This window comes from Mesorhizobium sp. LMG 17147, from assembly GCF_024297145.1.
In the GTDB taxonomy this organism is placed as follows: Bacteria; Pseudomonadota; Alphaproteobacteria; order Rhizobiales; family Rhizobiaceae; genus Mesorhizobium.
The window spans coordinates 355,001-377,409 of record NZ_JANCTC010000002.1; the positions used below are offsets into that span (position 1 = coordinate 355,001).

Consider the following 22,409-nt stretch of genomic DNA (forward strand, 5'->3'; position numbering starts at 1 on the left):
ATCATGATTTGTCGCGGGAGACGCTCAATCTCCCGCATATGATGGGTTTGCCTAACCGCACCCTCGAACCGATCTCGAGAAGCTGGTCTTTTTGTGCCAATGACATCCAGCGATAATCCCGCACAGGATTTCGCTGAAGCGACGATCTCTTCGAGATCGCGCAGGTGGGCATTGGCAATGAGAACGATCAAGTGTCTTAAGGGCAATTGGTGGATGCCTTGGCATGCACAGGCGATGAAGGACGTGATACGCTGCGATAAGCTACGGGGAGGTGCGAATACCCTTTGATCCGTAGATTTCCGAATGGGGAAACCCACCTAAGGTACTTGGAAAATCAGAGCAGCAGGGCGACTTGCTGCTGTGGTTTCCAAGTATCGATAATAGGTAACTTACCCTGAATAAAATAGGGGTAAAGTGGCGAACGCGGGGAACTGAAACATCTAAGTACCCGTAGGAAAGGACATCAACCGAGACTCCGGAAGTAGTGGCGAGCGAACCCGGACCAGGCCAGTGGCGATGATGAGACAAGCGGAACCTTCTGGAAAGTAGGGCCATAGTGGGTGACAGCCCCGTACGCGTAATGCAAATCATCGTCCTCGAGTAAGGCGGGACACGTGAAATCCTGTCTGAAATTGGGGGGACCACCCTCCAAGCCTAAGTACTCGTGCATGACCGATAGCGAACTAGTACCGTGAGGGAAAGGTGAAAAGCACCCCGACAAGGGGAGTGAAATAGTACCTGAAACCGATTGCCTACAAACAGTGGGAGCCCAAGGTTCGTCCTGGGTCACCACGTACCTTTTGTATAATGGGTCAGCGACTTAGTGTGACGAGCAAGCTTAAACCGATAGGTGTAGGCGCAGCGAAAGCGAGTCTGAATAGGGCGTTCAGTTCGTCGCATTAGACCCGAAACCGAGTGATCTAGCCATGAGCAGGTTGAAGGTAAGGTAACACTTACTGGAGGACCGAACCCATAACTGTTGCAATAGTTCGGGATGACTTGTGGCTAGGGGTGAAAGGCCAATCAAACTCGGAAATAGCTGGTTCTCCGCGAAATCTATTTAGGTAGAGCGTCGACCGAATACCCCAGGGGGTAGAGCACTGGATGGGCTAGGGGTCCTCACCGGATTACCAAACCTAACCAAACTCCGAATACCTGGGAGTAATAGTCGGCAGACACACGGCGGGTGCTAACGTCCGTCGTGAAAAGGGAAACAACCCTGACCTACAGCTAAGGTCCCCAAGTTATGGCTAAGTGGGAAAGGATGTGAGGATCCCAAAACAACCAGGATGTTGGCTTAGAAGCAGCCATCATTTAAAGAAAGCGTAACAGCTCACTGGTCTAAATAAGGGTCTTTGCGCCGAAAATGTAACGGGGCTAAAGCCATACACCGAAGCTTAGGGTTTGCAGCAATGCAAGCGGTAGCGGAGCGTTCTGTAAGCTGATGAAGCCATACCCGTGAGGGGTGGTGGAGGTATCAGAAGTGCGAATGCTGACATGAGTAACGTAAGGGGAGTGAGAGACTCCCCCGCCGAAAGTCCAAGGGTTCCTGCTTAAAGCTAATCTGAGCAGGGTTAGCCGGCCCCTAAGTCGAGGCAGAAATGCGTAGACGATGGGAACCACGTTAATATTCGTGGGCCTGGAGGAAGTGACGGATCATTGAGGTAGTCCAATCTTATCGGATTGAAAGGGCTGCTGCGTGGTTCCAGGAAATAGCTCCTCCTTATAGACCGTACCCGAAACCGACACTGGTGGACTGGTAGAGTATACCAAGGCGCTTGAGAGAACTATGCTGAAGGAACTCGGCAAATTGCACGCGTAACTTCGGAAGAAGCGTGACCCTTTCATGCGCAAGCATGGGAGGGTGGCACAGACCAGGGGGTAGCGACTGTTTATCAAAAACACAGGGCTCTGCGAAGTCGCAAGACGACGTATAGGGTCTGACGCCTGCCCGGTGCTGGAAGGTTAAGAGGAGGGGTGCAAGCTCTGAATCGAAGCCCCAGTAAACGGCGGCCGTAACTATAACGGTCCTAAGGTAGCGAAATTCCTTGTCGGGTAAGTTCCGACCTGCACGAATGGCGTAACGACTTCCCCGCTGTCTCCAGCATAGACTCAGTGAAATTGAATTCCCCGTGAAGATGCGGGGTTCCTGCGGTTAGACGGAAAGACCCCGTGCACCTTTACTATAGCTTTACATTGGCATTCGTAGTGGCATGTGTAGGATAGGTGGTAGGCTTTGAAACCTGGGCGCCAGCTCAGGTGGAGCCACCCTTGAAATACCACCCTTATCACTATGGATGTCTAACCGCGGCCCGTTATCCGGGTCCGGGACAATGTATGGTGGGTAGTTTGACTGGGGCGGTCGCCTCCTAAAGAGTAACGGAGGCGCGCGATGGTGGGCTCAGAACGGTCGGAAATCGTTCGCTGAGTGCAATGGCATAAGCCTGCCTGACTGCGAGACTGACAAGTCGAGCAGAGACGAAAGTCGGTCATAGTGATCCGGTGGTCCCGCGTGGAAGGGCCATCGCTCAACGGATAAAAGGTACGCCGGGGATAACAGGCTGATGACCCCCAAGAGTCCATATCGACGGGGTTGTTTGGCACCTCGATGTCGACTCATCGCATCCTGGGGCTGGAGCAGGTCCCAAGGGTATGGCTGTTCGCCATTTAAAGCGGTACGTGAGTTGGGTTCAGAACGTCGTGAGACAGTTCGGTCCCTATCTGCCGTGGGTGTAGGAATATTGAAAGGATCTGTCCCTAGTACGAGAGGACCGGGATGGACGGATCTCTGGTGGACCTGTTGTGGCGCCAGCCGCATAGCAGGGTAGCTATATCCGGACGGGATAACCGCTGAAGGCATCTAAGCGGGAAACCCACCTTAAAACGAGTATTCCCTGAGAACCGTGGAAGACGACCACGTTGATAGGCCGGGTGTGGAAGAGCGGCAACGCTTGAAGCTTACCGGTACTAATAGTTCGATCGGCTTGATCGTTCTCATTCCTAATGCCCATTTCTGGCGACAATCCTTCGATTGCGCCGAGATGGATGGCACAGAAAACAGCTTCTCGAGCAACGTGCGTTTTGCCGACCTGGTGGTTATGGCGGAGCGGCTGCACCCGATCCCATTCCGAACTCGGCCGTGAAACGCTCCAGCGCTGATGGTACTTCGTCTCAAGACGCGGGAGAGTAGGTCGCTGCCAGGTCTGCCAAGCGCACGTTGTTTAATCTTCTCCTTACAAACAGGCCCGCCAACGGGACTCCGGGCCGCGCAAGCGGCCTTTTCATTTGGCGGAAGCTTGAATACGGTGAGCCAAGGCTTACCTTTAGGGTTGACGCGGGGTGGAGCAGCCCGGTAGCTCGTCAGGCTCATAACCTGAAGGTCACAGGTTCAAATCCTGTCCCCGCAACCAAAATACGAAAACGGCCCGCCTTGTGCGGGCCGTTTTCGTATGCGCTGAAGTGCCGCGACAGGACACTTAGCATTCCGCCGCCAATTTTTCGCGTATGTGCTCCGATCCACCTCTCATACGTCGGGCGAATGGCCGATCGGGATTTACGACGCGCCAAAAGGGCGCGCTGCCGTCTTGACTGATATGCACCAAGTGCCGCCGCACAGTCACCGGGCAGCAGGCGTCTGCTCCGTATTTTGCCGCGAGCTTACGTCGTAGCTCTGCAAGGTCCGACAAGTGGCCAGGTCGTGCAGCCCGGAGCTCGTCAGCGACCATTTTCTCGGTTGGGATCAGCATGCTCTGCGTATGGGTCTTGCCTTTGCGTCTCGTTTTGACTACCGGCAATGCGCTCATAATTCACCTCCAGGAACTCCCCTACAGAAGACGAACAAGGATGCCGCAATCCGACAAATCTCGGACTGATTTGATTGCCGTGGCCTTATGCCGCCGGGAGTTTTTGTTGGCTCCGTGCTGCCCAAGGGAACGGAACTCTACGTCTTCGCCGGCATGGCTCGAGTTGCAGCTCTAACCGGCATCCCGGTTGGTCAAAGCGATGTGGCAGCAGCCGAAACCGTGGCCCGGTGTCCAGGTGACATTGTCGAAGCGTACCCCGGTGGCCTCGAACAGGCCGCGATCGAAGGCGCCGGCGATGCGGCAGAGCGTGGCGAGTTTCTCGTCGTCGACGCCGGCTTCGAGCCAGGCGTCCTTCAGCGGGCAGCGCCTGACCTTGAAGGCGATGCGGTCCGGACCGCGTTCGACGTCGGTCGGATACATGCGACCGCCATCCGGGCTGACGGCCAGGAACGCCTCGCCGATCGCCGGTGCGTCGTTGGGGCCGAAATCGGCGAAGGCCGCCGCCGCAACTTCCCTGCCTCGCCGTTCAATGGTGCGGATCATGATCGCCTCAGCCTTTTCCGCGCCAACTTCCGCAGTTAGCTCATCGAGCAACAGACGATAGAGATCGGCGCGGTTACGGAAGGCGGAATCGAGTTCGCGCGACAGTTTTTCGGCTCGGGCTTCGGCGTCGGTCATGATGCGTCCCGTTCGATCCTCGACAGTTTTGGCGCTGCCGCCACCAGCGCCTTGCCGATCGCGGATTGCGGCGCGTCGATGACGGTGCGGGCATCGCCGCTCTCGGCAATCCGCCCGCCGTCCAGAATGGCGATGCGGTGGGCGATGGCACGGACGACGCCGAGATCGTGCGAAATGAACAGATAGGCGATGCGCTCCTCGCGTTGAAGGTCGAGCAGCAGCCGCAGGATCTGCGCGCGCACCGAAACGTCGAGCGCCGACACCGCCTCGTCGAGCACGACCAGCGACGGTTTCGTGGCGATGGCGCGGGCGATTGCAACGCGCTGGCGCTGACCGCCGGAGATTTCGTGAATGGCGCGGCCGGCGAGACCGGCGCTGAGGCCGACGCGTTCCAGCAGAGCGACGATACGGCGCGGGCGTTCGGCGCGAGAGGCGATGTGATGGATGCGCAAGGGGTCGTCGAGCACACGCGCCACCGTGGCGCGTGGGTTCAAGGCGGCGAGCGGATCCTGAAACACCATCTGCAGATGAGCGCGCCGGTCGCGCAACGCGGCGCCGTTCAACGACAGGAAATCACTGCCTTCAAATTCGATTCGGCCAGCATCGGCTTCGATGAGCCGCAGTATGAGCCGAGCGATCGTCGATTTGCCGCTGCCGGAAGGTCCGGCCAGCGCCAGCGTCTCGCCATGCTCGATGTGGAAGGAAACATCGTCGGCCGCGGCGATGATCTTGCCGCCGCTACTGTATCGTTTGGTCAGGCCGGAAACGGCGAGCAGCGGACTGGTCATGTTCGCTGCAGCAGCGGCTCGGCGTCGAGACCGAGATTGGCGTCGAGCAGCGCCCTTGTGTACGCGTGACGCGGCGCACTGATCACCTGCGCCGTCGCACCTAGCTCGAGCAGCTCGCCATGCCGGAACACGGCGATGCGCTCTGCCAGTTCGGCGGCCAGCCCGATGTCGTGGCTGATGAACAGCAGCGTCATGCCGTCCTCGGACACCAGTCGCCGGATCAGCCCGACGATCTCGGCCTGCACGATGGTGTCTAGCGCGCTGGTCGCCTCGTCGGCGATCAGCAGTTTCGGCCCGGCCGCGATCGCGGCGGCGATCGCCACGCGCTGCTTCTGGCCGCCGGAGAGCTGATGTGGAAAGGCGCGCAAAGCGGCATCGGGGTCGGGCAGACGGACGCGTTCGAGTAAGATTTTTGCTCTGGCATAGGCGTGTCGCCAGTCAAGTCCGAGATGGGTGCGCGCGACTTCCGCGATCTGCTTGCCGATTGGCATGACCGGATCGAGACTGGCGGATGGGTCCTGGAAAACGAAGCCGATATCACGGCCTCTGAGAGGAAGGCTATTGAGAACAAGGAAAGACTGACGATCTTTCGCATGAGACGATCGAAATTCCGTCATCTGCCACTCGATCGCTCCGCCGATCTTGGCAGTGGCCGGCAGCAGCCCAGCAATCGCCAGCGCCAACGTGCTCTTGCCCGAGCCGCTCTCGCCGATGATGGCGAGGCGCTCGCCGGCGGCGACATCGAAGCTGATATGTCTCAGCGCCGCCACCTCGGCGCCTTCGCGGCGATAGGTCACCGTCAGATTGCGGATCGAAGCAAGCGCCGTCACGACAGGCTCTTTCTCACCGCCGCGGTCTCGACGACGCCTTCGCCGGCGAGATAGACGCCGAGCACGGTCAGCACGAGTGCTATTCCCGGAACGATCGAGAGGAAGGGCGCGGTGCGCAGCACGGCGCGGCCTTCGGCGATCATGCCGCCCCAGGTCACGCGGTTGGGGTCGCCGAGGCCGAGAAAAGACAATGCCGCTTCGGTGAGAATAGCCGCGGCGACGATCACCGACGACAATGCCAGTACCGGCGGCAGCGCGTTGGGCAGCACCTCGCGAAGGGCGATCTCCAGCGGATGCATGCCGATGACGCGGGCGCCGGCAACAAAATCGCGCTCGCGGATCGACAGCACTTCGGCCCGCGCCACGCGTGCCGGTCCGGTCCAGGCGCCCAGCGCGATCGCAGCGACGACGACGCCGAGCGACGGCCCGACGATGCTGACGAAAGCCAAAGCCAGCAGGAAGGCTGGGACGGTCTGGAAAGCGTCGGTGATGCGCATCAGCACCTCGTCGACAAGGCCGCCGGCAAAACCGGCCAACGTGCCGATTACGGCGCCGACGGCAAGCGCGGTGGCTGCTGCTGCCAGGCCGACCGCCAGCGAGGTGCGGGCGCCATGGAAAAGCTCGGCCAGCACGTCACGGCCGAGACGGTCGGTGCCGAGTGGCAGCGACCAGTCCTGGAACGGCGACAGCAATGCCGGCCCGGCAATGGCCTGCGGATCGCTCGGAAAGAACAAAGGTGCGGCAAGCGCCACGGCAGCCAGCGCCGTCAGGATGACCGCGCCGGCGATCGCTTCCGGGGTGCGAAGAAAGCGGCGAAGCGGGCTCACGCGCCGGCCTCACTGGCGCCGACGCGCGGATCGAGGAAGGCGTAGGCGATGTCGACGAGAAGGTTGATGATGACGACCAGGACGGCACTGATGAGAATGATACCGAGCAGCAACGGCGTGTCGCGTGCCGCCACCGCTTCCTGCGCCAGCCGGCCAAGGCCTGGCACGGAAAAGACGCTTTCGATGACGACGCTGCCGCCCAACATTTGCGCGGACTGCAGGCCAAGCATGGTGACCAGCGGCAACAGCGCATTGCGGGCGACGTGAGCGAGCACGATGCGGCGGCGGGAAAGTCCCCTGGCGCGGGCGGCCAGCACAAAATCCTGTCGCCAGACCTCGGCCATGCCGGCGCGCATCATGCGCAGATAGAGCGCGAGATAGATGAAGCCGAGCGCCGAAACCGGCAGGACGAGATGGCGGGCGATATCGGCGGCGCGATCGAGGCCGGTCCGGGCCGAGGCGATACTCTCGATGCCGCCGATCGGAAACCATCGCAGGTCGACGGCAAAGACGATGATCAGCACCAGCCCAAGCCAGAAGCCCGGCACGGCATAGAGCGCCAGCGAACCGACGGACAGAAAGCGATCGCGAAAACTGCCGGGCCTGGCGCCGGCATAGATGCCGAGCGCCGAGCCGAGACCGAAGGAGAGCGCGGTGGCGCTGCCCATCAACAGCAGCGTGTTGGGCAGGCGCTCGAGGATGACGTCGCGGATCGGCCGCGAAAAGGTGACCGATTGGCCGAGATCGAGATGCAGCAGCGCCCAAAGATAATTGGCGAGCCGCGTCAGTTCCGTCTGGTCGAGACCCCAGCGGTGACGCAACAGCTCGATCATCCCGGCGTCGCCGCCGGTCGAGACGATGTAGGCATCGACCGCGTCGCCGGGAGCGGCTTCGAGTAACAGGAAGGTGCCGATGACGACAATCAGCAGCACGAAGATGCTGCCGACGAGACGGCGGCGAACGAGGATGACAGCGCGGGTCATGGCGTAACGCCGATAGGAGAGCCAAGTCTTCGGTGCCGGGCTCTACGGCGCCCTCCTCTGTCCTGCCGGACATCTCCCCCACAAGGAGGGAGATTGGCAGCTTCGGCGTTGCCGGCCGTCTTGCAACGCTGGAGATTGGCGAAAGCGACAATGACAGCCGATCTCCCCCCTTGTGGGGGAGATGTCCGGCAGGACAGAGGGGGGCGCGAAAAAGCTCTCATCGTTGAAGCTTGAGCACCCACACAAGCGGCGCGCAAGTCTGGAGAGACTTCCTTACCCCTCCAGCCAAGTGTCCGCCCAGTTCGATACCGCCCAGCGCGGATTGTTGGCGATGTTCTTGACCGTATCACGTGCGACGCTGATGAAACTCCATTCGGCGACGTTGATCAGTGGCAGGTCGGCGGCAACTTTTCTCTGGAACTCCTTGTAGAGTTCGGTGCGGGCGGCGGTGTCGAGCGTCTCCGATGCCGTGGCGATCAGGGCATCGAGTTCGGCGTTCTTATAGCCGCCCTGGTTGGAGAAGGGCACGCCGTCTGGAATGCCGCTCTGCACCAGGATGGTGGTCGAGATCGCAGGATCGCCGCGGAACACCGGCGGCCCGACCGCAAGGTCGAAGGCGTGGTCGGTGTAAACAGCCTTGATATGCGCGGCCGAGTCGTTGTTGACCAGCTGAGCGTCGATGCCGACGGCGGCGAGCGCCTGGCGCAGATAGTCGCCGAACTGCTTGGTCTCGTTGAAATAGGGCGCCGGCAGCAGTTTCAGTGAAAAGCGCTTGCCGTCATCGCCTCGGCTGTAGCCGGCCTCGTCCAGCAAGGTGTTGGCCTTGGCTACGTCGAAGGCGTACGTCGGCACGTCGGCGGTGTAGAATTGCGGGTCGTTTTTCGGCACCGGGCCAGTGGCGGTGGCGGCATAGCCGAGAAACACCGTCTTGACGACGAAATTCTTGTCGATGGCGTGAGCGATCGCCTGGCGCACTTTCAGGTCGGCCAGCTCCTTGCGGCGATGGTTGATCTCGACGACGAGCTGGTAGGTCAGCCCTTCATAACCCTTGGTGATCACCTTGAGGCCGGGCACTTTGGATATGCGGTCGAGATCGGCGAGGGGCACGGCGGAGAAGGCGGCGAGGTGGATCTCTTCGGCCTCGAGCGCGCTGGCCGCTGCTGTGCGGTCCGGCAGCACCTGATAGATGATCTCGTCGAGATAGGGCTCGTCCTTGCCCCAATAATCCGTATTCTTCTCCAGCCGGTAATATTCGCCGGGTTTGTATTCGGCGAATTTGAACGGGCCGGTGCCGACCGGGGCGTTGTTGGCCGGGTTGTCCTCGATCTTTCCGGTCTCGTAGATGTGCTTGGGTACAACGCTGCTCAGCGCCGGCAAGGCGTTGCGGATCAGCTGGAACGGTGTCGGCTTGGCGAATTTGAACACGGCGGTGGCTTCGTCCGGCGTGTCGACCGCCTCCAGATCCTTGAACACGGTGCGGCCGAGATTCTGCAGCGGCTTCCAGATATGCAGCGCCGAGAACGCGACATCGCCGGAGGTGAAAGGTTTACCGTCATGCCATTTGACGCCCTCGCGCAGCTTGAACGTGACCGACAGGCCGTCGGCGGCACCTTCCCAGCTGAGCGCCAGGCGCGGATCGAGCCCGTCCTTGCCGTCAAAGGAGGCCTCAGCCAAGGGTTCTACGATCTTGCTCGAAATGAAGAAGACGCCGTTCGAGGCGACGATCGCCGGATTGAGATTGCGCGGCTCGGAATCAGCGGCGACAACCAGTCGTCCGCCCTTTTTCGGCGTCTGCGCCGACCCGATCGTCGGCATCGCGGTGGAGGCCAGCAGCAATGCCGAACCCGCAAGCATCGTACGTCTGGAAATGGTGAACTCTGGCATGATCGAACTCCGTCCTCTCCGCGGACCCGGCCGGGTCCGCCGTACCCCTCGGACGCTCGTAAGCATCCTGCAAAGCTGATTATGGGCCTTGTGCGGGGTTTCGCCAAAGACGGAATTGGCGCATCCTCACGTGGCTTTGAAATTTCCGTCCGTTGGACCAGTTGTATAGAAACGGTTCGATGCGCGGTTCTGGCAGGACCCAGACTGGAGTAAAGTGCAGCAGGTGGACCAGCTTTGGGCCGGTTCGCCCGTTCTGGCTGGACCAGATCGGGCAAAATGATGCAGATTTAAGCATAGCCGAGGTTCAGAGCCGGAAAAGCCGGTGCCGGCGAGCGGCCAGCTAAGGATTTCAGGGAGAGAGACATGAACATTGCCCCAGGCAAGAATGCCGTCGGCGGCGTGCCGTTCGACCAGTCCAGGGTGGACGGGCTGATGGAGGAGGCCGGCATCGACGTGCTGCTCGCCACCTCCAAGCACAACACGCAATATCTGCTTGGTGGGTACAAGTTCATCTTCTTCGCCGCCATGGATGCGATCGGCCACAGCCGTTATCTGCCTGTCGTCGTCTATGAGAAAGGTGGGCCGGAGCATGCCGCCTATATCGGCAACCGCATGGAAGGCGGCGAGCACCAGAACCATCCATTCTGGACGCCGACACTGCATGCCGCCTGCTGGGGCACGCTCGATGCCGCCAATCTGGCGGTCGAGCATTTGCGAAAGATCGGCAAGGGCAATGCCCGCATCGGCATCGAGCCCGCCTTCCTGCCGTCCGACGCCTATATGCTAATCCGTAACGCGCTGCCGGATGCCAAGCTGATCGATGCGACTGATATGCTGGAGCGCATGCGGGCAATCAAAACCGAGGCCGAGTTGGAGAAGCTGCGCATCGCCTCCGAGCTGATCACCGATTCCATGCTGGCGACCATCGGCTGGGCACGCGAAGGCACGACCAAGAGGGAGATCATCGAACAGCTCAGGCGCGAGGAGACCAATCGCGGCGCGCATTTCGAATATTGCCTGTTGACGCTAGGCTCCAGCCACAACCGCGCCGCCTCGCCGCAGGCGTGGAAACGGGGCGAGGTGATGTCGATCGATTCCGGCGGAAACTACCACGGCTATATCGGCGACCTTTGCCGCATGGGCGTGCTGGGCGAGCCTGACGCCGAACTCGAGGATCTGTTGGCCGAGATCGAGACAGTGCAGCAGGCGGCCTTCTCCAGGGTCAAGGCGGGCACGCTGGGCGGTGACATGATTTCTCATGCCGAAGGTGTGCTGAAGAAGTCGAAGGTTGCGCCCTATACCGATTTCTTCGCGCATGGCATGGGGCTGATCACGCATGAAGCGCCGTTCCTGATGACCAACCATCCGGTGACCTATGAAGGCACCTATGCCGCAAAGCCGCTGGAGAAGAACATGGTGCTTTCGGTCGAGACGACCATGCTCCACCCGACGCGCGGCTTCATCAAGCTGGAGGACACGGTGGCGGTCACCGACACAGGGTACGTGATGTTCGGCGACCGGGGCCGGGGCTGGAACAGGGGCGGGGGTTAGGCGCTTCTATCTCAGTTCCCCGCTTGGCGGTAGCAGCCTGAAATCCGGCAGGTCGCGCAACGCCAGTTCCGGCCCGGCCGGCGAGTAAACGACGAAAAGCTGCATCGGCCCGTCGCCGGTATTAAGCGTCGAGTGGAAGCGGCTTTCCGGCACATAGATGGTGCAGCCGGGGCCGACCTTCTCGACGACCGGGTTGCCTTTCTCGTCCTCGACCATCTGCTCGCCATTGCCTGAGATGACGAAGATGATCTCCTCCGCACCCGGATGGTTATGACGCGTATGGCCCTTGCCCGACGGGAGGTCGACGACACCACCGGAAAATCGCTTTGCGCCGTTCACTTCGGGAGCGACCGTCACCGACAGCCTGCCCCAGTCGAAGCCGAAGACGCTGACGTCTTTTGGATATACGAATACCTTGCTGTTGTCGGTCATCGTCCCACCTTCTTTTGCTGGTCTCTACGCAGCGCCGAACGTGACGGCCTTGAAATCCGCCGTCTGCCTGGCGATCGAGGCTTCCGCCGGCAGCCGCTCCATCGAACTGGCGCCATAGAACCCGTGCAGGCCCTTGCAACGCTCGAGAATATATCTGGCGTCGTCCGGCATCGAGATCGGCCCACCATGGCAAAGCAGAATTATGTCCTCGCGCACTGAGCGTGCCGCTTTGGCGATGGCGTCGATCTCGCTGACACAGTCGTCCAGCGATTTAGCCGACGTCGCGCCGATCGAGCCGCCGGTGGTCACCCCCATATGGGCGACGACGATGTCGGCGCCGGCTGTTGTCATGGCGCGCGCCTCGTCTGGGTTGAAGACATAGGGCGTGGTCAACAGGTCGAGTTTGTGAGCCTCGGCGATCATGTCGACTTCGAGCTCGAAGCCCATGCCGGTTTCTTCAAAACTCCGCCGCATCTGGCCGTCGAACAGGCCGATGGTCGGAAAATTCTGCACGCCGGAAAAGCCCATCGTCTTCAACTCGGCCAAAAGCAGCGGCATGATGACGAAGGGATCGGTGCCGTTGACGCCGGCCAGCACCGGCGTCTTCTTCACTACCGGCAGCACTTCGTAGGCCATCTCCTTGACGATCTCGTTGGCGTTGCCATAGGCGAGCAGGCCGGCGGCCGAGCCGCGCCCGGCCATGCGGTAGCGGCCGGAATTGTAGATGATGATCAGGTCGATGCCACCAGCTTCCTCGGCCTTGGCCGACAGGCCGGTGCCGGCACCGCCGCCGACGATCGGCACGCCATCCGCAATCATCATGCGGAATTTCTCCAGGATTTTCTTGCGCGGAATGGCGGCCATGTCTTGGTGTCTCACTGTCTGGCGATGTCGAGGAAGGCCGTTGTGGCGGCCCAGGCGAATTCCGGATCGTTGATGTGCAGCGGCAGGCGCAGCACGCACCGCGTTTTGGCGCGTTTGATGGTACGCTCGATCGCCTCGAACAATGCGGCATCGGCTTCAGGGTCGAAGAAGGCGCCGCCTTCGATGTCGAGCGCCGACACGCCTTTCTCCGGAATGAGGAAACGAACCGGACCCGGGCAGAGGCTCAGCCTTGTACCGATCCATTCGCCGATCGTTCTGCTTTCGTCGGCAGTGGTGCGCATCAGTGTGACGTTTGGATTGTGCTCATAGAACAGCCGGCCGCGATAGCGTTCCGGAATTGTCGGCGGCGCCCAGAAATTGACCATGTCGAGCGCGCCCACCGAGCCGACATAAGGCAGCCCGGTGCGGGCGATGGCACCAAAGCGATCTTCGGTCGCCGGCAGCACGCCGCCAAGCAGCAAGTCGCAGACTTCGGTTGTTGTGATGTCGATGACGCCGGACAACAGGCCGCTGTCGGCCAATTTTTCCATGGTGCGGCCGCCGGTTCCGGTGGCATGAAAGACCATGCAGTCATAGGTCGAACGAAGCTCATCGGCGATCGCGGTCACGCATGGCGTGGTGACGCCGAACATGGTCAGGCCTATCGAGGGTCTGCCGTCGGCCGGCGGCGCCGGCTTTGCCGCCATGCCTGATATCGCCTGGGCGGCATTGTGCAGCACGACACGGGAAAGCCGGTTGAGGCCGGCCATGTCGGTCACCGACGGCATCATGATGATGTCGGAGATGTCGACATAAGGTCCGGTGTCGCCGGAAGCCAAGGTCGAAACCATGATCTTGGGCAGGCCGAGCGGCAGCGTGCGCATGCCTGCGGTGATGATCGAGGTGCCGCCACCGCCGCCGATGCCGACAATCCCGGCAATGTCGCTGCGCGATTGAACAAACCGGGCAAAGGCGGCAGCCATTGCCGCCACAGCGGTGCCGCGATCGTCGACGCCGAGCACGGCATTGCGACCCTCGGAATGGTGGCTGGCGACCTCGTCGGCCGAGATGTCGACCGGCACGGTCGCGCCGCGTGTTCCGATGTCGACACGGGCAATCGAAGCGCCGGTAGCGGCGACCGCATCGTACAGAAATGCGAGTTCCTCGCCCTTGGTGTCGGCGGTGCCCACCACATAGATGCGCTTCATCGCGTTTCCCCGGTCTTGGGCGTGTTCGGCGCTGCCGCCCCTTTGCCTGGCCGTTCGATGGGCGAAGGGCCATTGCAATTTTTTGAGACGCGCGTATCGTATTGACATGGATGTCTCACGTCAACAAGCGACAGTGAACGACGACGCCGGCCAAGGCGCCAGCCCGCGGGCTGAGCGCGGGGCCCGCGCGCGCACCAAGCGGCTGATGCTGGAGACGGCGACAAAGCTGATGCAGGCGGGCGCCACGCCCTCCGTCAGCGAGGTGGCGGAAGCAGCGGAAGTCTCGCGCGCCACCGCTTATCGGTATTTTCCGAGCCAGGCGGCGCTGGTGCAGGCGGTGGTCGACGAAGGGCTCGGGCCGATCCTTACCTGGCAATCGAGCTCTGCCGATCCGGAGCGCCGGGTGGCCGAGCTGTTCGACACCGCCATGCCACGCATCGAGGCCTTCGAAGCGACGTTCAAGGCGGCGCTGAAACTGTCGCTCGACCAGTGGGCACAGCGACAGGCAGGCACGCTGGGCGGCGAACCGGCCTTCACGCGCGGCCATCGCATCGAGCTTTTGAAGGATGCGATCGCGCCACTCAAGGGCCAGTTGCCGCCGCGCGAATTCAAGCGGCTCGCGCAGGCGCTGTCGCTGATCTTCGGCGTTGAGGTGCTGATCGTTTTGAAGGATATATGGGGACTGGATAGCCGCCGCAGGATGTCGGTCGCGCAATGGGCGGCCGGCGCTCTGGTGCGCGCGGCGGTGACGGAATCGGTGACTGAATGAGATGGGATCGCGCCGACGTCGGCCGCTAGATAACGTCAATCTGGTTCGACCAGATTTTCAACCTGACTATTCATGCTACTACCGATGCAGCGGTCCAAGCAAGGCATTTATGTATCAAAGAGTAGGAAAATTCAGGGAAAACAGGCAGATATCGCAGAAACCAACTTGTCTGCGTGTCTGTCGCCGTCCAAGAAAGGGCTTGACGTTCCTCTGGAATTGGTAATACCAGATCAGGACAAATAAAGCGGATCAAAAGGGTGAAGGGTAATATCCGTTTCGGTCGAACGAGGAGGCTCAAAAACCGGAACGGTGCCGTCACGGGAGGACTACCAGGGCCGGCCTCGCCGCCGGCCCGCATGACAAGGTAGAATGCGCACAAGGGAGGAAATCATTATGCGCAAGACAATGACCAGCTTGCTTGCTGGTATCGGCCTAGTGCTCGCCTGCGGAACGTCCGTCTACGCGCAGGAAAAGGAACTTACAATCTTCTGGGCGGAATGGGATCCGGCCAATTACCTGCAGGAACTCGGCAACGAGTACGAGAAGGAAACCGGCGTCAAGATCACGGTGGAAACCACACCGTGGCCCGACTTCCAGACCAAGGCCTTCACCGAGTTCAACGCCCATGGCGACGCCTACGATATGGTCGTCGGCGACTCGCAATGGCTCGGTGCCGGCTCGACCGGTGGCCACTATGTCGACCTGACCGACTTCTTCAACAAGCACAAGGTCGGTGAAGTGATGGCACCGGCCACGGTGAAATACTATGCCGAATATCCGGGCGGCAGCAGCAAATACTGGGCCATTCCGCTCGAAGGCGACGCCGTCGGCTGGTCCTATCGCAAGGACTGGTTCGAAGACCCCAAGGAAAAGGAAGCCTTCAAGGCCAAGTATGGCTACGATCTCGACGTGCCGAAGGACTGGAAGGCTTTGCGCGACATCGCCGAATTCTTCCACCGTCCGGACCAGAAGAAATACGGCATAGCCATCTACACCGACAATTCCTATGACGCGATGGCGATGGGCTTCGAAAACGCGCTATTCTCCTTTGGCGGCGAGCTGGGTGACTATAAGACCTACAAGGTCGATGGCTTCATCAACTCCGACAAGGCGATCGCGGCGCTCGACGCCTACAAGGAACTCTACAAGTTCACACCCCCGGGCTGGGCCAAGTCGTTCTTCGTCGAGGACAACCAGGCGATCACTGAAAACCTGGCGGCGATGAGCATGAACTACTTCGCGTTCTTCCCCTCGCTGATCAACGAGGCGTCGAACCCGAATGCCAAGAACACCGGTTTCTTCGCCAATCCTCCCGGCCCGAACGGCGACCAGTTCGCTGCACTCGGCGGTCAGGGCATCTCCATCGTTTCCTACTCGCAGAAGCAGGAAGAGGCGACGAAGTTCCTGGAATGGTTCATCAAGGACGAGACCCAGAAGAAATGGGCAGCGCTTGGCGGCTACACCTGCAGTGCCGCCGTGCTTAAGTCGCCCGAATTCCAGAACGCCACACCCTATAACAAGGCGTTCTACGAGACCATGTTCAAGGTCAAGGACTTCTGGGCGGTTCCGGAATATGCCGAACTGCTGCAGCAGCTCAACCAGCGCATCTATCCTTACATGATCGGCGGCGAAGGCACCGCCAAGGAGACGCTGGACGCACTGGCAGCCGACTGGAACGCGACCTTCAAGAAATACGGCCGCGGCCAATAAGCATGCAGTTTCACGGAGGGGGCGTTCGTGCCTCCTCCGTTTCTTTTTCTGATTTTTGAAATCTTTCTGATTTCTGAACTGGGAGCAGGGTCTTGGCGACCACAATGATCACCACGCTGGACAGGTCCTCGCGGGCCGCCGCTCGCGGTCTAAGCGACATTTCGATCCGCAATCTCTTCATCATCCCGACGATCCTGTTTCTGATCGTCTTCAACATCTTCCCGCTGATCTATTCGCTGGGCTATTCGTTCACCGATTTCCGAGCCTCGACCAGCGCGGCAGCGAATTTCGTCGGGTTGCAAAACTATCGCGACCTGCTCAGCGATCCCTATGTCTGGTCCAACTTCGCCATCACCGCGAAATACGTCATCATCTCGGTCGCCGGCCAGCTGCTCGTCGGCTTCGGCGTGGCCATGCTGCTCAACCGCGACATTCCGCTCAAGGGCCTGCTGACGACGCTTCTGTTGTTGCCGATGATGCTGTCGATGGCCGTCGTCGGCCTGTTCTGGAAGCTGCTCTACGATCCGTCCTTCGGCATCATCAATTATGCGCTGGGCCTCGGCACCTTCGAATGGCTGTCGAATCCGAAAATGGCGCTCTATGCGGTCGCGCTGACCGACATCTGGATGTGGTCGCCCTTTGTTATGCTGTTGTCGCTGGCCGGCCTGTCGGCTGTGCCCAAGCATCTCTACGAGGCAGCCGCGATCGACAGAGCCGGGCCGTTCTACACCTTCTTCCGCATAACGCTGCCGCTGGTTGCGCCGATCCTGATGATCGCGGTCATCTTCCGCACCATGGAGGCGTTCAAGACCTTCGACCTCGCCTACATCCTGACCAGCCAGCCGACGGCCGAGCTGATCTCGATCCGGCTCTATAAGATGGCGTTCCAGGAATGGCAGACCGGGCGTTCATGCGCGCTCGCCTACATCGTGCTGATCATGGTGCTGGCGATCACCAACATCTATGTCAAATATCTCAACAAGGTGAAGGAGCGCTGAGATGGCCGCAGTCCGCACTTCTTCCGAAATCACCTTCAACCGGGTCGCCATCGTCGCTGTCCTGCTGGTGACGATCATCTTCCTGGCGCCGATCTACTGGATCGCCTCGACGGCTTTCAAGCCGCGCAATCTCGCCACCACCATTCCGCCGACGGTGGTTTTCCAGCCGGAGATATCGCCCTTCGTCAAGTTGTTCACCAAGCGTTCGCAGCTGCGCAGCCCGCCGTCGCCGGAGGAGTACGCGGCTGCGCCGTGGTGGGAGCGCGTCGTCTTCAATGGCGGCGAAAAGATCGTGCGCGACGGCAAGGGCCAGGTGCAGTGGTCGGGCTATCCGAGCCGTTTCATGAACTCGCTGATCGTCGCCATAACCTCGACCGTCCTGGCCGTCGGCATGGGCACCTTTACCGCCTATGGTTTCTCGCGCTTCAAGGTGAAGGGAGAGGCGGATCTGCTCTTCTTCATCCTGTCGACGCGCATGCTGCCGCCGGTGGTCGTCGCCATCCCAATGTTCCTGATGTACCGGGCGGTAGGGCTCAACGATTCCCATGTCGGCCTGATCATTCTCTACACCGCCTTCAACCTGTCCTTCTCGGTCTGGCTGATGAAGGGCTTCATGGACGAAATCCCGAAGGAGTATGAAGAGGCGGCGCTCGTCGACGGCTACACGCGCATGGAGGCCTTCTTCAAGATCGTGCTGCCCGAGGCCGCCACCGGCATCGCCGCCACCGCCGTGTTCTGCTTCATCACGGCGTGGAACGAGTATGCCTTCGCCCTGATCATGACCAGCCGCCGCGCCCAGACGGCACCGCCCTTCATTCCCAGCCAGGTCGGCGCCGGCCTGCCGGACTGGACGGTGATCGCCGCCGGAACCTTCCTGTTCCTGCTGCCGGTCGCGATCTTCACCTTCCTGCTCCGCAACCACCTGCTGCGCGGCATGTCCTTCGGAGCGATCCGCAAATGAGCTTTCGCGACATCAACCAGAAATATCTCGAACCGGGCAGCCAGGTGCTGATGGTGCTCGGCATCATAGCGCTCTGCCAGCCATGGCACATGCTGCTGCACAGCTATGGCGTGACCATCATCCTGATCGGCCTGATTGGCTTCAACATCACCTCCAAGATCGCGCCGGAGGAGAAGGCCGGCACCGGGCAAGGGACAAATCCGGGGGCACAGCATTGACCCAGATCGAGCTTCGCGGCGTCCAGAAATATTTCGGCGCCGTCCAGGTCATCAAGGACCTCAACCTGAAGATCGACGACAACGAGTTCATCGTGCTGCTCGGCCAGTCGGGCTGCGGCAAGACGACGACGCTCAGGGCGATTGCCGGGCTGGAGACGATCGACGGCGGCGACATCCTCATCGACGGCAAGCCGGTCCAGCACCTCAAGGCCGCCGACCGCGACATCGCCATGGTCTTCCAATCGTTTTCGCTCTATCCGCATATGAGCGTTTACGAGAACATCGCCTTTCCGCTGAGAGCGACGCGCAAGAGCAAGGCCGAGATCGACAGCGAGGTGCGCTCGGTCGCCAAGACGCTGCAGATCAGCGATCTCCTCGCCAAGAAACCGTCGGCGCTGTCCGGCGGCGACATGCAGCGCGTGGCGATCGGCCGGGCCTTGGTGCGGCGGCCGAAGGCGATGCTGATGGACGAGCCGATCGGCGCGCTCGATGCCAAGCTGCGCGAGGAGATGCGGGCCGAGATCAAGCGGCTGCACATCAAGCAGGGTTCGACCAGCATCTATGTCACCCACGACCAGATCGAGGCGATGAGCCTCGCCGACCGCATCGTCATCATGCATGAAGGTGTACTGCAGCAGGTCGGCTCGCCGGACGAGGTCTATTCGCATCCGGCGAATCTTTTCGTCGCGCAATTTGTCGGCAGCCCGGTGATGAACGTCGCCGACGCTTCGGTGACCGAGAAACCCTCATTGGCCTCGGTCACGGTCGGCGATGCGGCCGCTGGCTTCGAATTCCCGCGCGCCTTGCTGTCGAAGCTCAACGGCCATGCCGGCAGCCAACTCGCGCTCGGCATCCGGCCGGAAGGCGTCCTCGTCCGCCGCGAAGCCGCCGAGGGATTCCTGCCGGTGGAGACGCAGATCGTCGAGCCGCTCGGGTCCTTCGACATCGTCGACCTCAAGGTCGGCTCCAAAATGCTGCGTGCGCGCACCAAGAGCGGCTTCATCAGCGGCCCCGGCGAAAGGGTCTTCGTCAGAATCGATCCCAGCCAGGCGCATTTCTTCGACACGGCGAGCGGCAAATCGCTGGGAGTGAGACTCTGATGGCCCACATCCAGCTCAAGAACATCTCAAAGAAGTTCGGTAACCACACCGCCTTGACCGGGCTCGATCTCGACATCGCCGATGGCGAGTTCTTCGTCCTGCTTGGCGAGACCGGCGCCGGCAAGACGACGACGCTGCGCATGATTGCCGGCCTGGAAAAACCGAGCGAAGGCCAGGTCTTCATCGATGGCGTCGATGTCGCCGACTGGGGCGCGGCCGAGCGCGACGTGGCGCTGGTGCTGCAGCAATATTCGCTCTATCCGCGCTATACGGTGCGCCAGAACCTCGAATTTCCGCTGAAGCCGAAGATCCGCCGGCTGCCCGATGCCGAGATCAAGGATCGTGTCGACCGCGCGGCCAGGACGCTGCGGATCGAGCATCTGCTCGACCGCAAGACCGACAGGCTTTCAGGCGGCGAGATGCAGCGCGTCTCGATCGGCCGCGCCATCGTGCGCAAGCCGCGGGTATTCCTGATGGACGAGCCGCTGTCGGCGCTCGACGCCAAATTGCGCGAGGCGCTGCGCACCGAATTGAAGAACCTGCAGATGCAGCTTGGCGCCACCTTCCTGTTCGTGACGCACGATCAGATCGAGGCGATGTCGATGGGTGACAAGGTCGGCGTGCTCAACCATGGCCGCATCGTCCAGACCGGCACGCCGTACGAGATCTACAACAATCCGCGCGACACCTACGTGGCAAGCTTCGTCGGCTCGCCGCCGATGAACCTCATCGACGGCAAGCTCGTCAACGGACGTGCGGTGATGGCGCCGCTCAATTTCGAATTGCCGTTTGCGGGGGGTGCCAAGACTTCGGGGGGTGCCAAGACGGGCGCGGCGACCGACGGTCGCCCGCTCGTCTTCGGTATTCGTCCCGAGGACGTCTATCTCGAGACCGGCGCGCCGGTCGAGGCGCGGGTCCACGATGTCGAGAACCATGGCGTCGAGAAGATCCTGACGCTGCGGGTCGGCGACGCCATGCTGCGCGCCACCGTGCCGGCCAGGACCGACGTCCAGATAGAGCAGCCGGTGCGCTTTGCCTGGAACCCGGACAAGGTGGTGCTGTTCGACAAGGGCAGCGGAATAAGCCTGCGGCACGCCGGCTAAGTACAAGCCTCTTTACTGCCGCTGGAGCGGGATGCGTTTCAAATTGAACCGTGTTTCCCGCTCCATCTATGTGTTTTAGCCGCATTTGTGCGACGCTACGTGACTCCATTTGGTGCGAAATGCTCGAGTCTTCCCGTCATCCCCGTGCGGGGGATGCGGATGCTCCGATTTGTCGAATAGGCTGATCCTTTGGTCCCAAACGGGCTTTGCAAGCCCAATTTGGAGGCCCGAAATGGAGGGTTGGCTATGGGAAATCTGTTCCGCACTTTTGCGACGATCCTGCTTGTCGCCGGTATGGGATTGTTGGCGGCGCATCTGGGCGAGGCGCAGGCAGCCAAGAAAGTCGTCGCCGGTGCGAAGGTCGACGCCAAGAAGATCAAGGGCCTCAACGGCACGGTCAATCTGTCCACCAGCGACTGCAAACTGTTGTTGAGCGGCACCGTCGTCGAAGTCTCGGATGGCAGGTGCGGGGCCTCCGGCAAATATTGCAAGAGCAGTGCCGGCTCGGCCTGTATCACCGAGCAATAAGCCGGCCAACGTTTAGCCGGCCTAAAGCGCGTCGCGTTCGACCGGCCTCATGCGACGCGCTTTAGATTCTTGTTTTGATGCACGTCGTTATCGCAAAACCGCTGCACACTTTTGCGCGACATGCATTAGCGGATCTCCGCCTGTTCCTCGGCCCGGAAATGGCTGGGCGGCGATCCGATGACCCGCTTGAAGGCGCGGCTGAAGGAGGCGTCGGATTCGTAGCCGAGGCGAGCCGCGACGACGGAAATCTTGAGCCGGTCGCGGACCAGCCATTGCCTCGCCTGGTGCATCCGCACCTGCGTGACGTACTTTGCCGGTGTTTCGCCGACAATGGTTGCGAAGCGCTCGGCGAAACCCGATCGCGAGGCACCCATCATCTTCGCCAGAGCCTCCACCGTCCAGTCACGGTTCGGTTCCAGGTGGATCGCGGCCAGCACCCGGCCGATCTCGCGATCCCTGACCGCCGCGATCCATCCGGAAGAGTCGCCGCAGCCGCGCTCGACCCATGAGCGGATGACGGTCGCGGCAAGCACATCGGCCAGCCGCGCCAGGATGCCGCCGGAGCCGACGCGCTCCATCGTCACCTCGCGGGCCATCGCTTCCAGCAAATGTGGGATACCTGGTTCATAGGCTTCCAACTCATGTGCGCGCATCACGTCCGGCATCATGCCCAGCAAGGGGTGCAAGCCATCGAGATTGAAATACATGCTGCCGAAAAACAGCAAGGTCCCCGGACGGCAGCCGGGCACGCCGTCATTCGACATGCAATAGACATTCTTGCAGATCTCCTCGACCTCATAGCCGTGGATCGGCGCCGCCTCGATACCCGGCTCGCTCGCCAGCGTGTGAGCTGAGCCGCGCGGCAACAAGGCAGCGTCGCCCGCCTTGAGCTCGACCCATTCGCCGGACGGCTGCAGCAACCAACAGCCTTTGCGGCCGATGAAATGAAACCGTGCTGCCGCCTGAGCGGGAAAATGGATGCCCCAAGGCTCCTTCATCTCGCAACGGCCGTAATCGACGCCTTCGAGGCGCAATCCACGCAGTATGTCCGTCAGCGGATCGCCGGTTACGGGGATTTTGGACGAACGGTCAAACATAATGGTGTTCCTAGCATGGAAACTCCAGCTAGTCACTCCTTATGTTGCATCGCAGTCAAATGCTGCGCTGCAACAGA

19 protein-coding genes, 1 tRNA gene and 2 rRNA genes are annotated in these 22,409 nt (G+C 61.0%); 12 read left to right on the forward strand and 10 right to left on the reverse strand.

Annotated elements, in window-relative coordinates:
• Positions 1-185: 185 nt before the first annotated feature.
• The 3 genes from NMG46_RS05625 (at position 186) to NMG46_RS05635 (ending at position 3,410) form a co-directional block, all read left to right on the forward strand.
• Positions 186-2,992, forward strand: a 23S ribosomal RNA gene (locus NMG46_RS05625).
• A 96-nt stretch (positions 2,993-3,088) separates the two neighbouring features.
• Positions 3,089-3,203: ribosomal RNA gene (gene rrf / locus NMG46_RS05630) — 5S ribosomal RNA — on the forward strand.
• A 130-nt stretch (positions 3,204-3,333) separates the two neighbouring features.
• Positions 3,334-3,410 (forward strand) — tRNA-Met (locus tag NMG46_RS05635).
• 564 nt (positions 3,411-3,974) lie between these two features.
• Here NMG46_RS05635 and NMG46_RS05645 read toward each other — a convergent pair.
• The 6 genes from NMG46_RS05645 to NMG46_RS05670 form a co-directional block, all read right to left on the reverse strand.
• Positions 3,975-4,481 (reverse strand): L-2-amino-thiazoline-4-carboxylic acid hydrolase, encoded by a 507-nt coding sequence (locus NMG46_RS05645; RefSeq protein WP_254816721.1) that lies wholly within the window; start codon positions 4,479-4,481, stop codon positions 3,975-3,977.
• The gene (locus tag NMG46_RS05650; RefSeq protein WP_254816722.1) at positions 4,478-5,269 is read right to left on the reverse strand and encodes an ATP-binding cassette domain-containing protein; all 792 of its coding nucleotides are present in this window, start codon (positions 5,267-5,269) and stop codon (positions 4,478-4,480) included. Before NMG46_RS05650 ends, NMG46_RS05645 begins: the two co-directional genes overlap by 4 nt.
• On the reverse strand, positions 5,266-6,099 hold the full coding sequence (locus NMG46_RS05655; RefSeq protein ID WP_254816723.1) for an ABC transporter ATP-binding protein: 834 nt from the start codon (positions 6,097-6,099) through the stop codon (positions 5,266-5,268). The genes NMG46_RS05650 and NMG46_RS05655 overlap by 4 nt, the downstream gene beginning before the upstream one ends.
• Positions 6,096-6,926, reverse strand: coding sequence for an ABC transporter permease (locus NMG46_RS05660; RefSeq protein WP_254816724.1), 831 nt, complete (start codon positions 6,924-6,926; stop codon positions 6,096-6,098). Before NMG46_RS05660 ends, NMG46_RS05655 begins: the two co-directional genes overlap by 4 nt.
• On the reverse strand, positions 6,923-7,909 hold the full coding sequence (locus NMG46_RS05665; protein WP_254816725.1) for an ABC transporter permease: 987 nt from the start codon (positions 7,907-7,909) through the stop codon (positions 6,923-6,925). The genes NMG46_RS05660 and NMG46_RS05665 overlap by 4 nt, the downstream gene beginning before the upstream one ends.
• Before the next feature lie 273 nt (positions 7,910-8,182).
• Positions 8,183-9,793, reverse strand: coding sequence for an ABC transporter substrate-binding protein (locus NMG46_RS05670; RefSeq protein ID WP_254816726.1), 1,611 nt, complete (start codon positions 9,791-9,793; stop codon positions 8,183-8,185).
• Positions 9,794-10,156: 363 nt separating this feature from the next.
• On the opposite strand from NMG46_RS05670, the gene NMG46_RS05675 reads away from it, so the two are divergent.
• Positions 10,157-11,344: a Xaa-Pro peptidase family protein gene (locus tag NMG46_RS05675; RefSeq protein WP_254816727.1), complete on the forward strand. Its 1,188-nt coding sequence runs from the start codon at positions 10,157-10,159 to the stop codon at positions 11,342-11,344.
• A gap of 6 nt (positions 11,345-11,350) precedes the next feature.
• Here the strand turns inward: NMG46_RS05675 and NMG46_RS05680 are convergent, their stop codons facing one another.
• From NMG46_RS05680 to NMG46_RS05690, 3 genes are read right to left on the reverse strand one after another with little or no spacing between them, the layout of a single operon-like run.
• On the reverse strand, positions 11,351-11,776 hold the full coding sequence (locus tag NMG46_RS05680; protein ID WP_254816728.1) for a cupin domain-containing protein: 426 nt from the start codon (positions 11,774-11,776) through the stop codon (positions 11,351-11,353).
• Between the two features lie 24 nt (positions 11,777-11,800).
• A complete protein-coding gene (locus NMG46_RS05685) occupies positions 11,801-12,640 on the reverse strand; it encodes a phosphoenolpyruvate hydrolase family protein (protein WP_254816729.1) in 840 nt (279 codons plus the stop codon).
• A gap of 11 nt (positions 12,641-12,651) precedes the next feature.
• The gene (locus NMG46_RS05690; protein ID WP_254816730.1) at positions 12,652-13,848 is read right to left on the reverse strand and encodes a Tm-1-like ATP-binding domain-containing protein; all 1,197 of its coding nucleotides are present in this window, start codon (positions 13,846-13,848) and stop codon (positions 12,652-12,654) included.
• Between the two features lie 106 nt (positions 13,849-13,954).
• On the opposite strand from NMG46_RS05690, the gene NMG46_RS05695 reads away from it, so the two are divergent.
• From NMG46_RS05695 to NMG46_RS05730, 8 genes are all read left to right on the forward strand, one after another.
• A complete protein-coding gene (locus tag NMG46_RS05695; RefSeq protein ID WP_254816731.1) occupies positions 13,955-14,617 on the forward strand; it encodes a TetR/AcrR family transcriptional regulator in 663 nt (220 codons plus the stop codon).
• Positions 14,618-15,010: 393 nt separating this feature from the next.
• Complete coding sequence (locus NMG46_RS05700) at positions 15,011-16,327, forward strand: ABC transporter substrate-binding protein (protein WP_254816732.1); 1,317 nt, start codon at positions 15,011-15,013, stop codon at positions 16,325-16,327.
• A 92-nt stretch (positions 16,328-16,419) separates the two neighbouring features.
• Positions 16,420-17,325 carry a carbohydrate ABC transporter permease gene (locus NMG46_RS05705; RefSeq protein ID WP_254816733.1) on the forward strand — a complete coding sequence of 302 codons (906 nt, stop codon included), beginning with the start codon at positions 16,420-16,422 and terminating at the stop codon, positions 17,323-17,325.
• Between the two features lies 1 nt (position 17,326).
• Positions 17,327-18,286 (forward strand): carbohydrate ABC transporter permease, encoded by a 960-nt coding sequence (locus NMG46_RS05710; RefSeq protein ID WP_023722316.1) that lies wholly within the window; start codon positions 17,327-17,329, stop codon positions 18,284-18,286.
• Positions 18,283-18,504, forward strand: coding sequence for a hypothetical protein (locus NMG46_RS05715; protein WP_254816734.1), 222 nt, complete (start codon positions 18,283-18,285; stop codon positions 18,502-18,504). The genes NMG46_RS05710 and NMG46_RS05715 overlap by 4 nt, the downstream gene beginning before the upstream one ends.
• On the forward strand, positions 18,501-19,604 hold the full coding sequence (locus tag NMG46_RS05720; protein WP_254816735.1) for an ABC transporter ATP-binding protein: 1,104 nt from the start codon (positions 18,501-18,503) through the stop codon (positions 19,602-19,604). Before NMG46_RS05715 ends, NMG46_RS05720 begins: the two co-directional genes overlap by 4 nt.
• Positions 19,604-20,707, forward strand: coding sequence for an ABC transporter ATP-binding protein (locus NMG46_RS05725; RefSeq protein ID WP_023675181.1), 1,104 nt, complete (start codon positions 19,604-19,606; stop codon positions 20,705-20,707). Before NMG46_RS05720 ends, NMG46_RS05725 begins: the two co-directional genes overlap by 1 nt.
• Before the next feature lie 246 nt (positions 20,708-20,953).
• Positions 20,954-21,235: a hypothetical protein gene (locus tag NMG46_RS05730; protein WP_254816736.1), complete on the forward strand. Its 282-nt coding sequence runs from the start codon at positions 20,954-20,956 to the stop codon at positions 21,233-21,235.
• Between the two features lie 125 nt (positions 21,236-21,360).
• On the opposite strand, the gene NMG46_RS05735 is transcribed toward NMG46_RS05730, so the two are convergent.
• Positions 21,361-22,332 (reverse strand): AraC family transcriptional regulator, encoded by a 972-nt coding sequence (locus NMG46_RS05735; protein ID WP_254816737.1) that lies wholly within the window; start codon positions 22,330-22,332, stop codon positions 21,361-21,363.
• Positions 22,333-22,409: the final 77 nt, after the last annotated feature.

Bases quoted from the DNA above. Each gene is read 5' to 3' on its own strand.
- NMG46_RS05645 (WP_254816721.1), bottom strand. From the start codon at position 4,481: ATGACCGACGCCGAAGCCCGAGCCGAAAAACTGTCGCGCGAACTCGAT.
- NMG46_RS05650 (WP_254816722.1), bottom strand. From the start codon at position 5,269: ATGACCAGTCCGCTGCTCGCCGTTTCCGGCCTGACCAAACGATACAGT.
- NMG46_RS05665 (WP_254816725.1), bottom strand. From the start codon at position 7,909: ATGACCCGCGCTGTCATCCTCGTTCGCCGCCGTCTCGTCGGCAGCATC.
- NMG46_RS05670 (WP_254816726.1), bottom strand. From the start codon at position 9,793: ATGCCAGAGTTCACCATTTCCAGACGTACGATGCTTGCGGGTTCGGCA.
- NMG46_RS05675 (WP_254816727.1), top strand. From the start codon at position 10,157: ATGAACATTGCCCCAGGCAAGAATGCCGTCGGCGGCGTGCCGTTCGAC.
- NMG46_RS05680 (WP_254816728.1), bottom strand. From the start codon at position 11,776: ATGACCGACAACAGCAAGGTATTCGTATATCCAAAAGACGTCAGCGTC.
- NMG46_RS05685 (WP_254816729.1), bottom strand. From the start codon at position 12,640: ATGGCCGCCATTCCGCGCAAGAAAATCCTGGAGAAATTCCGCATGATG.
- NMG46_RS05690 (WP_254816730.1), bottom strand. From the start codon at position 13,848: ATGAAGCGCATCTATGTGGTGGGCACCGCCGACACCAAGGGCGAGGAA.
- NMG46_RS05695 (WP_254816731.1), top strand. From the start codon at position 13,955: ATGGATGTCTCACGTCAACAAGCGACAGTGAACGACGACGCCGGCCAA.
- NMG46_RS05700 (WP_254816732.1), top strand. From the start codon at position 15,011: ATGCGCAAGACAATGACCAGCTTGCTTGCTGGTATCGGCCTAGTGCTC.
- NMG46_RS05710 (WP_023722316.1), top strand. From the start codon at position 17,327: ATGGCCGCAGTCCGCACTTCTTCCGAAATCACCTTCAACCGGGTCGCC.
- NMG46_RS05715 (WP_254816734.1), top strand. From the start codon at position 18,283: ATGAGCTTTCGCGACATCAACCAGAAATATCTCGAACCGGGCAGCCAG.
- NMG46_RS05725 (WP_023675181.1), top strand. From the start codon at position 19,604: ATGGCCCACATCCAGCTCAAGAACATCTCAAAGAAGTTCGGTAACCAC.
- NMG46_RS05730 (WP_254816736.1), top strand. From the start codon at position 20,954: ATGGGAAATCTGTTCCGCACTTTTGCGACGATCCTGCTTGTCGCCGGT.
- NMG46_RS05735 (WP_254816737.1), bottom strand. From the start codon at position 22,332: ATGTTTGACCGTTCGTCCAAAATCCCCGTAACCGGCGATCCGCTGACG.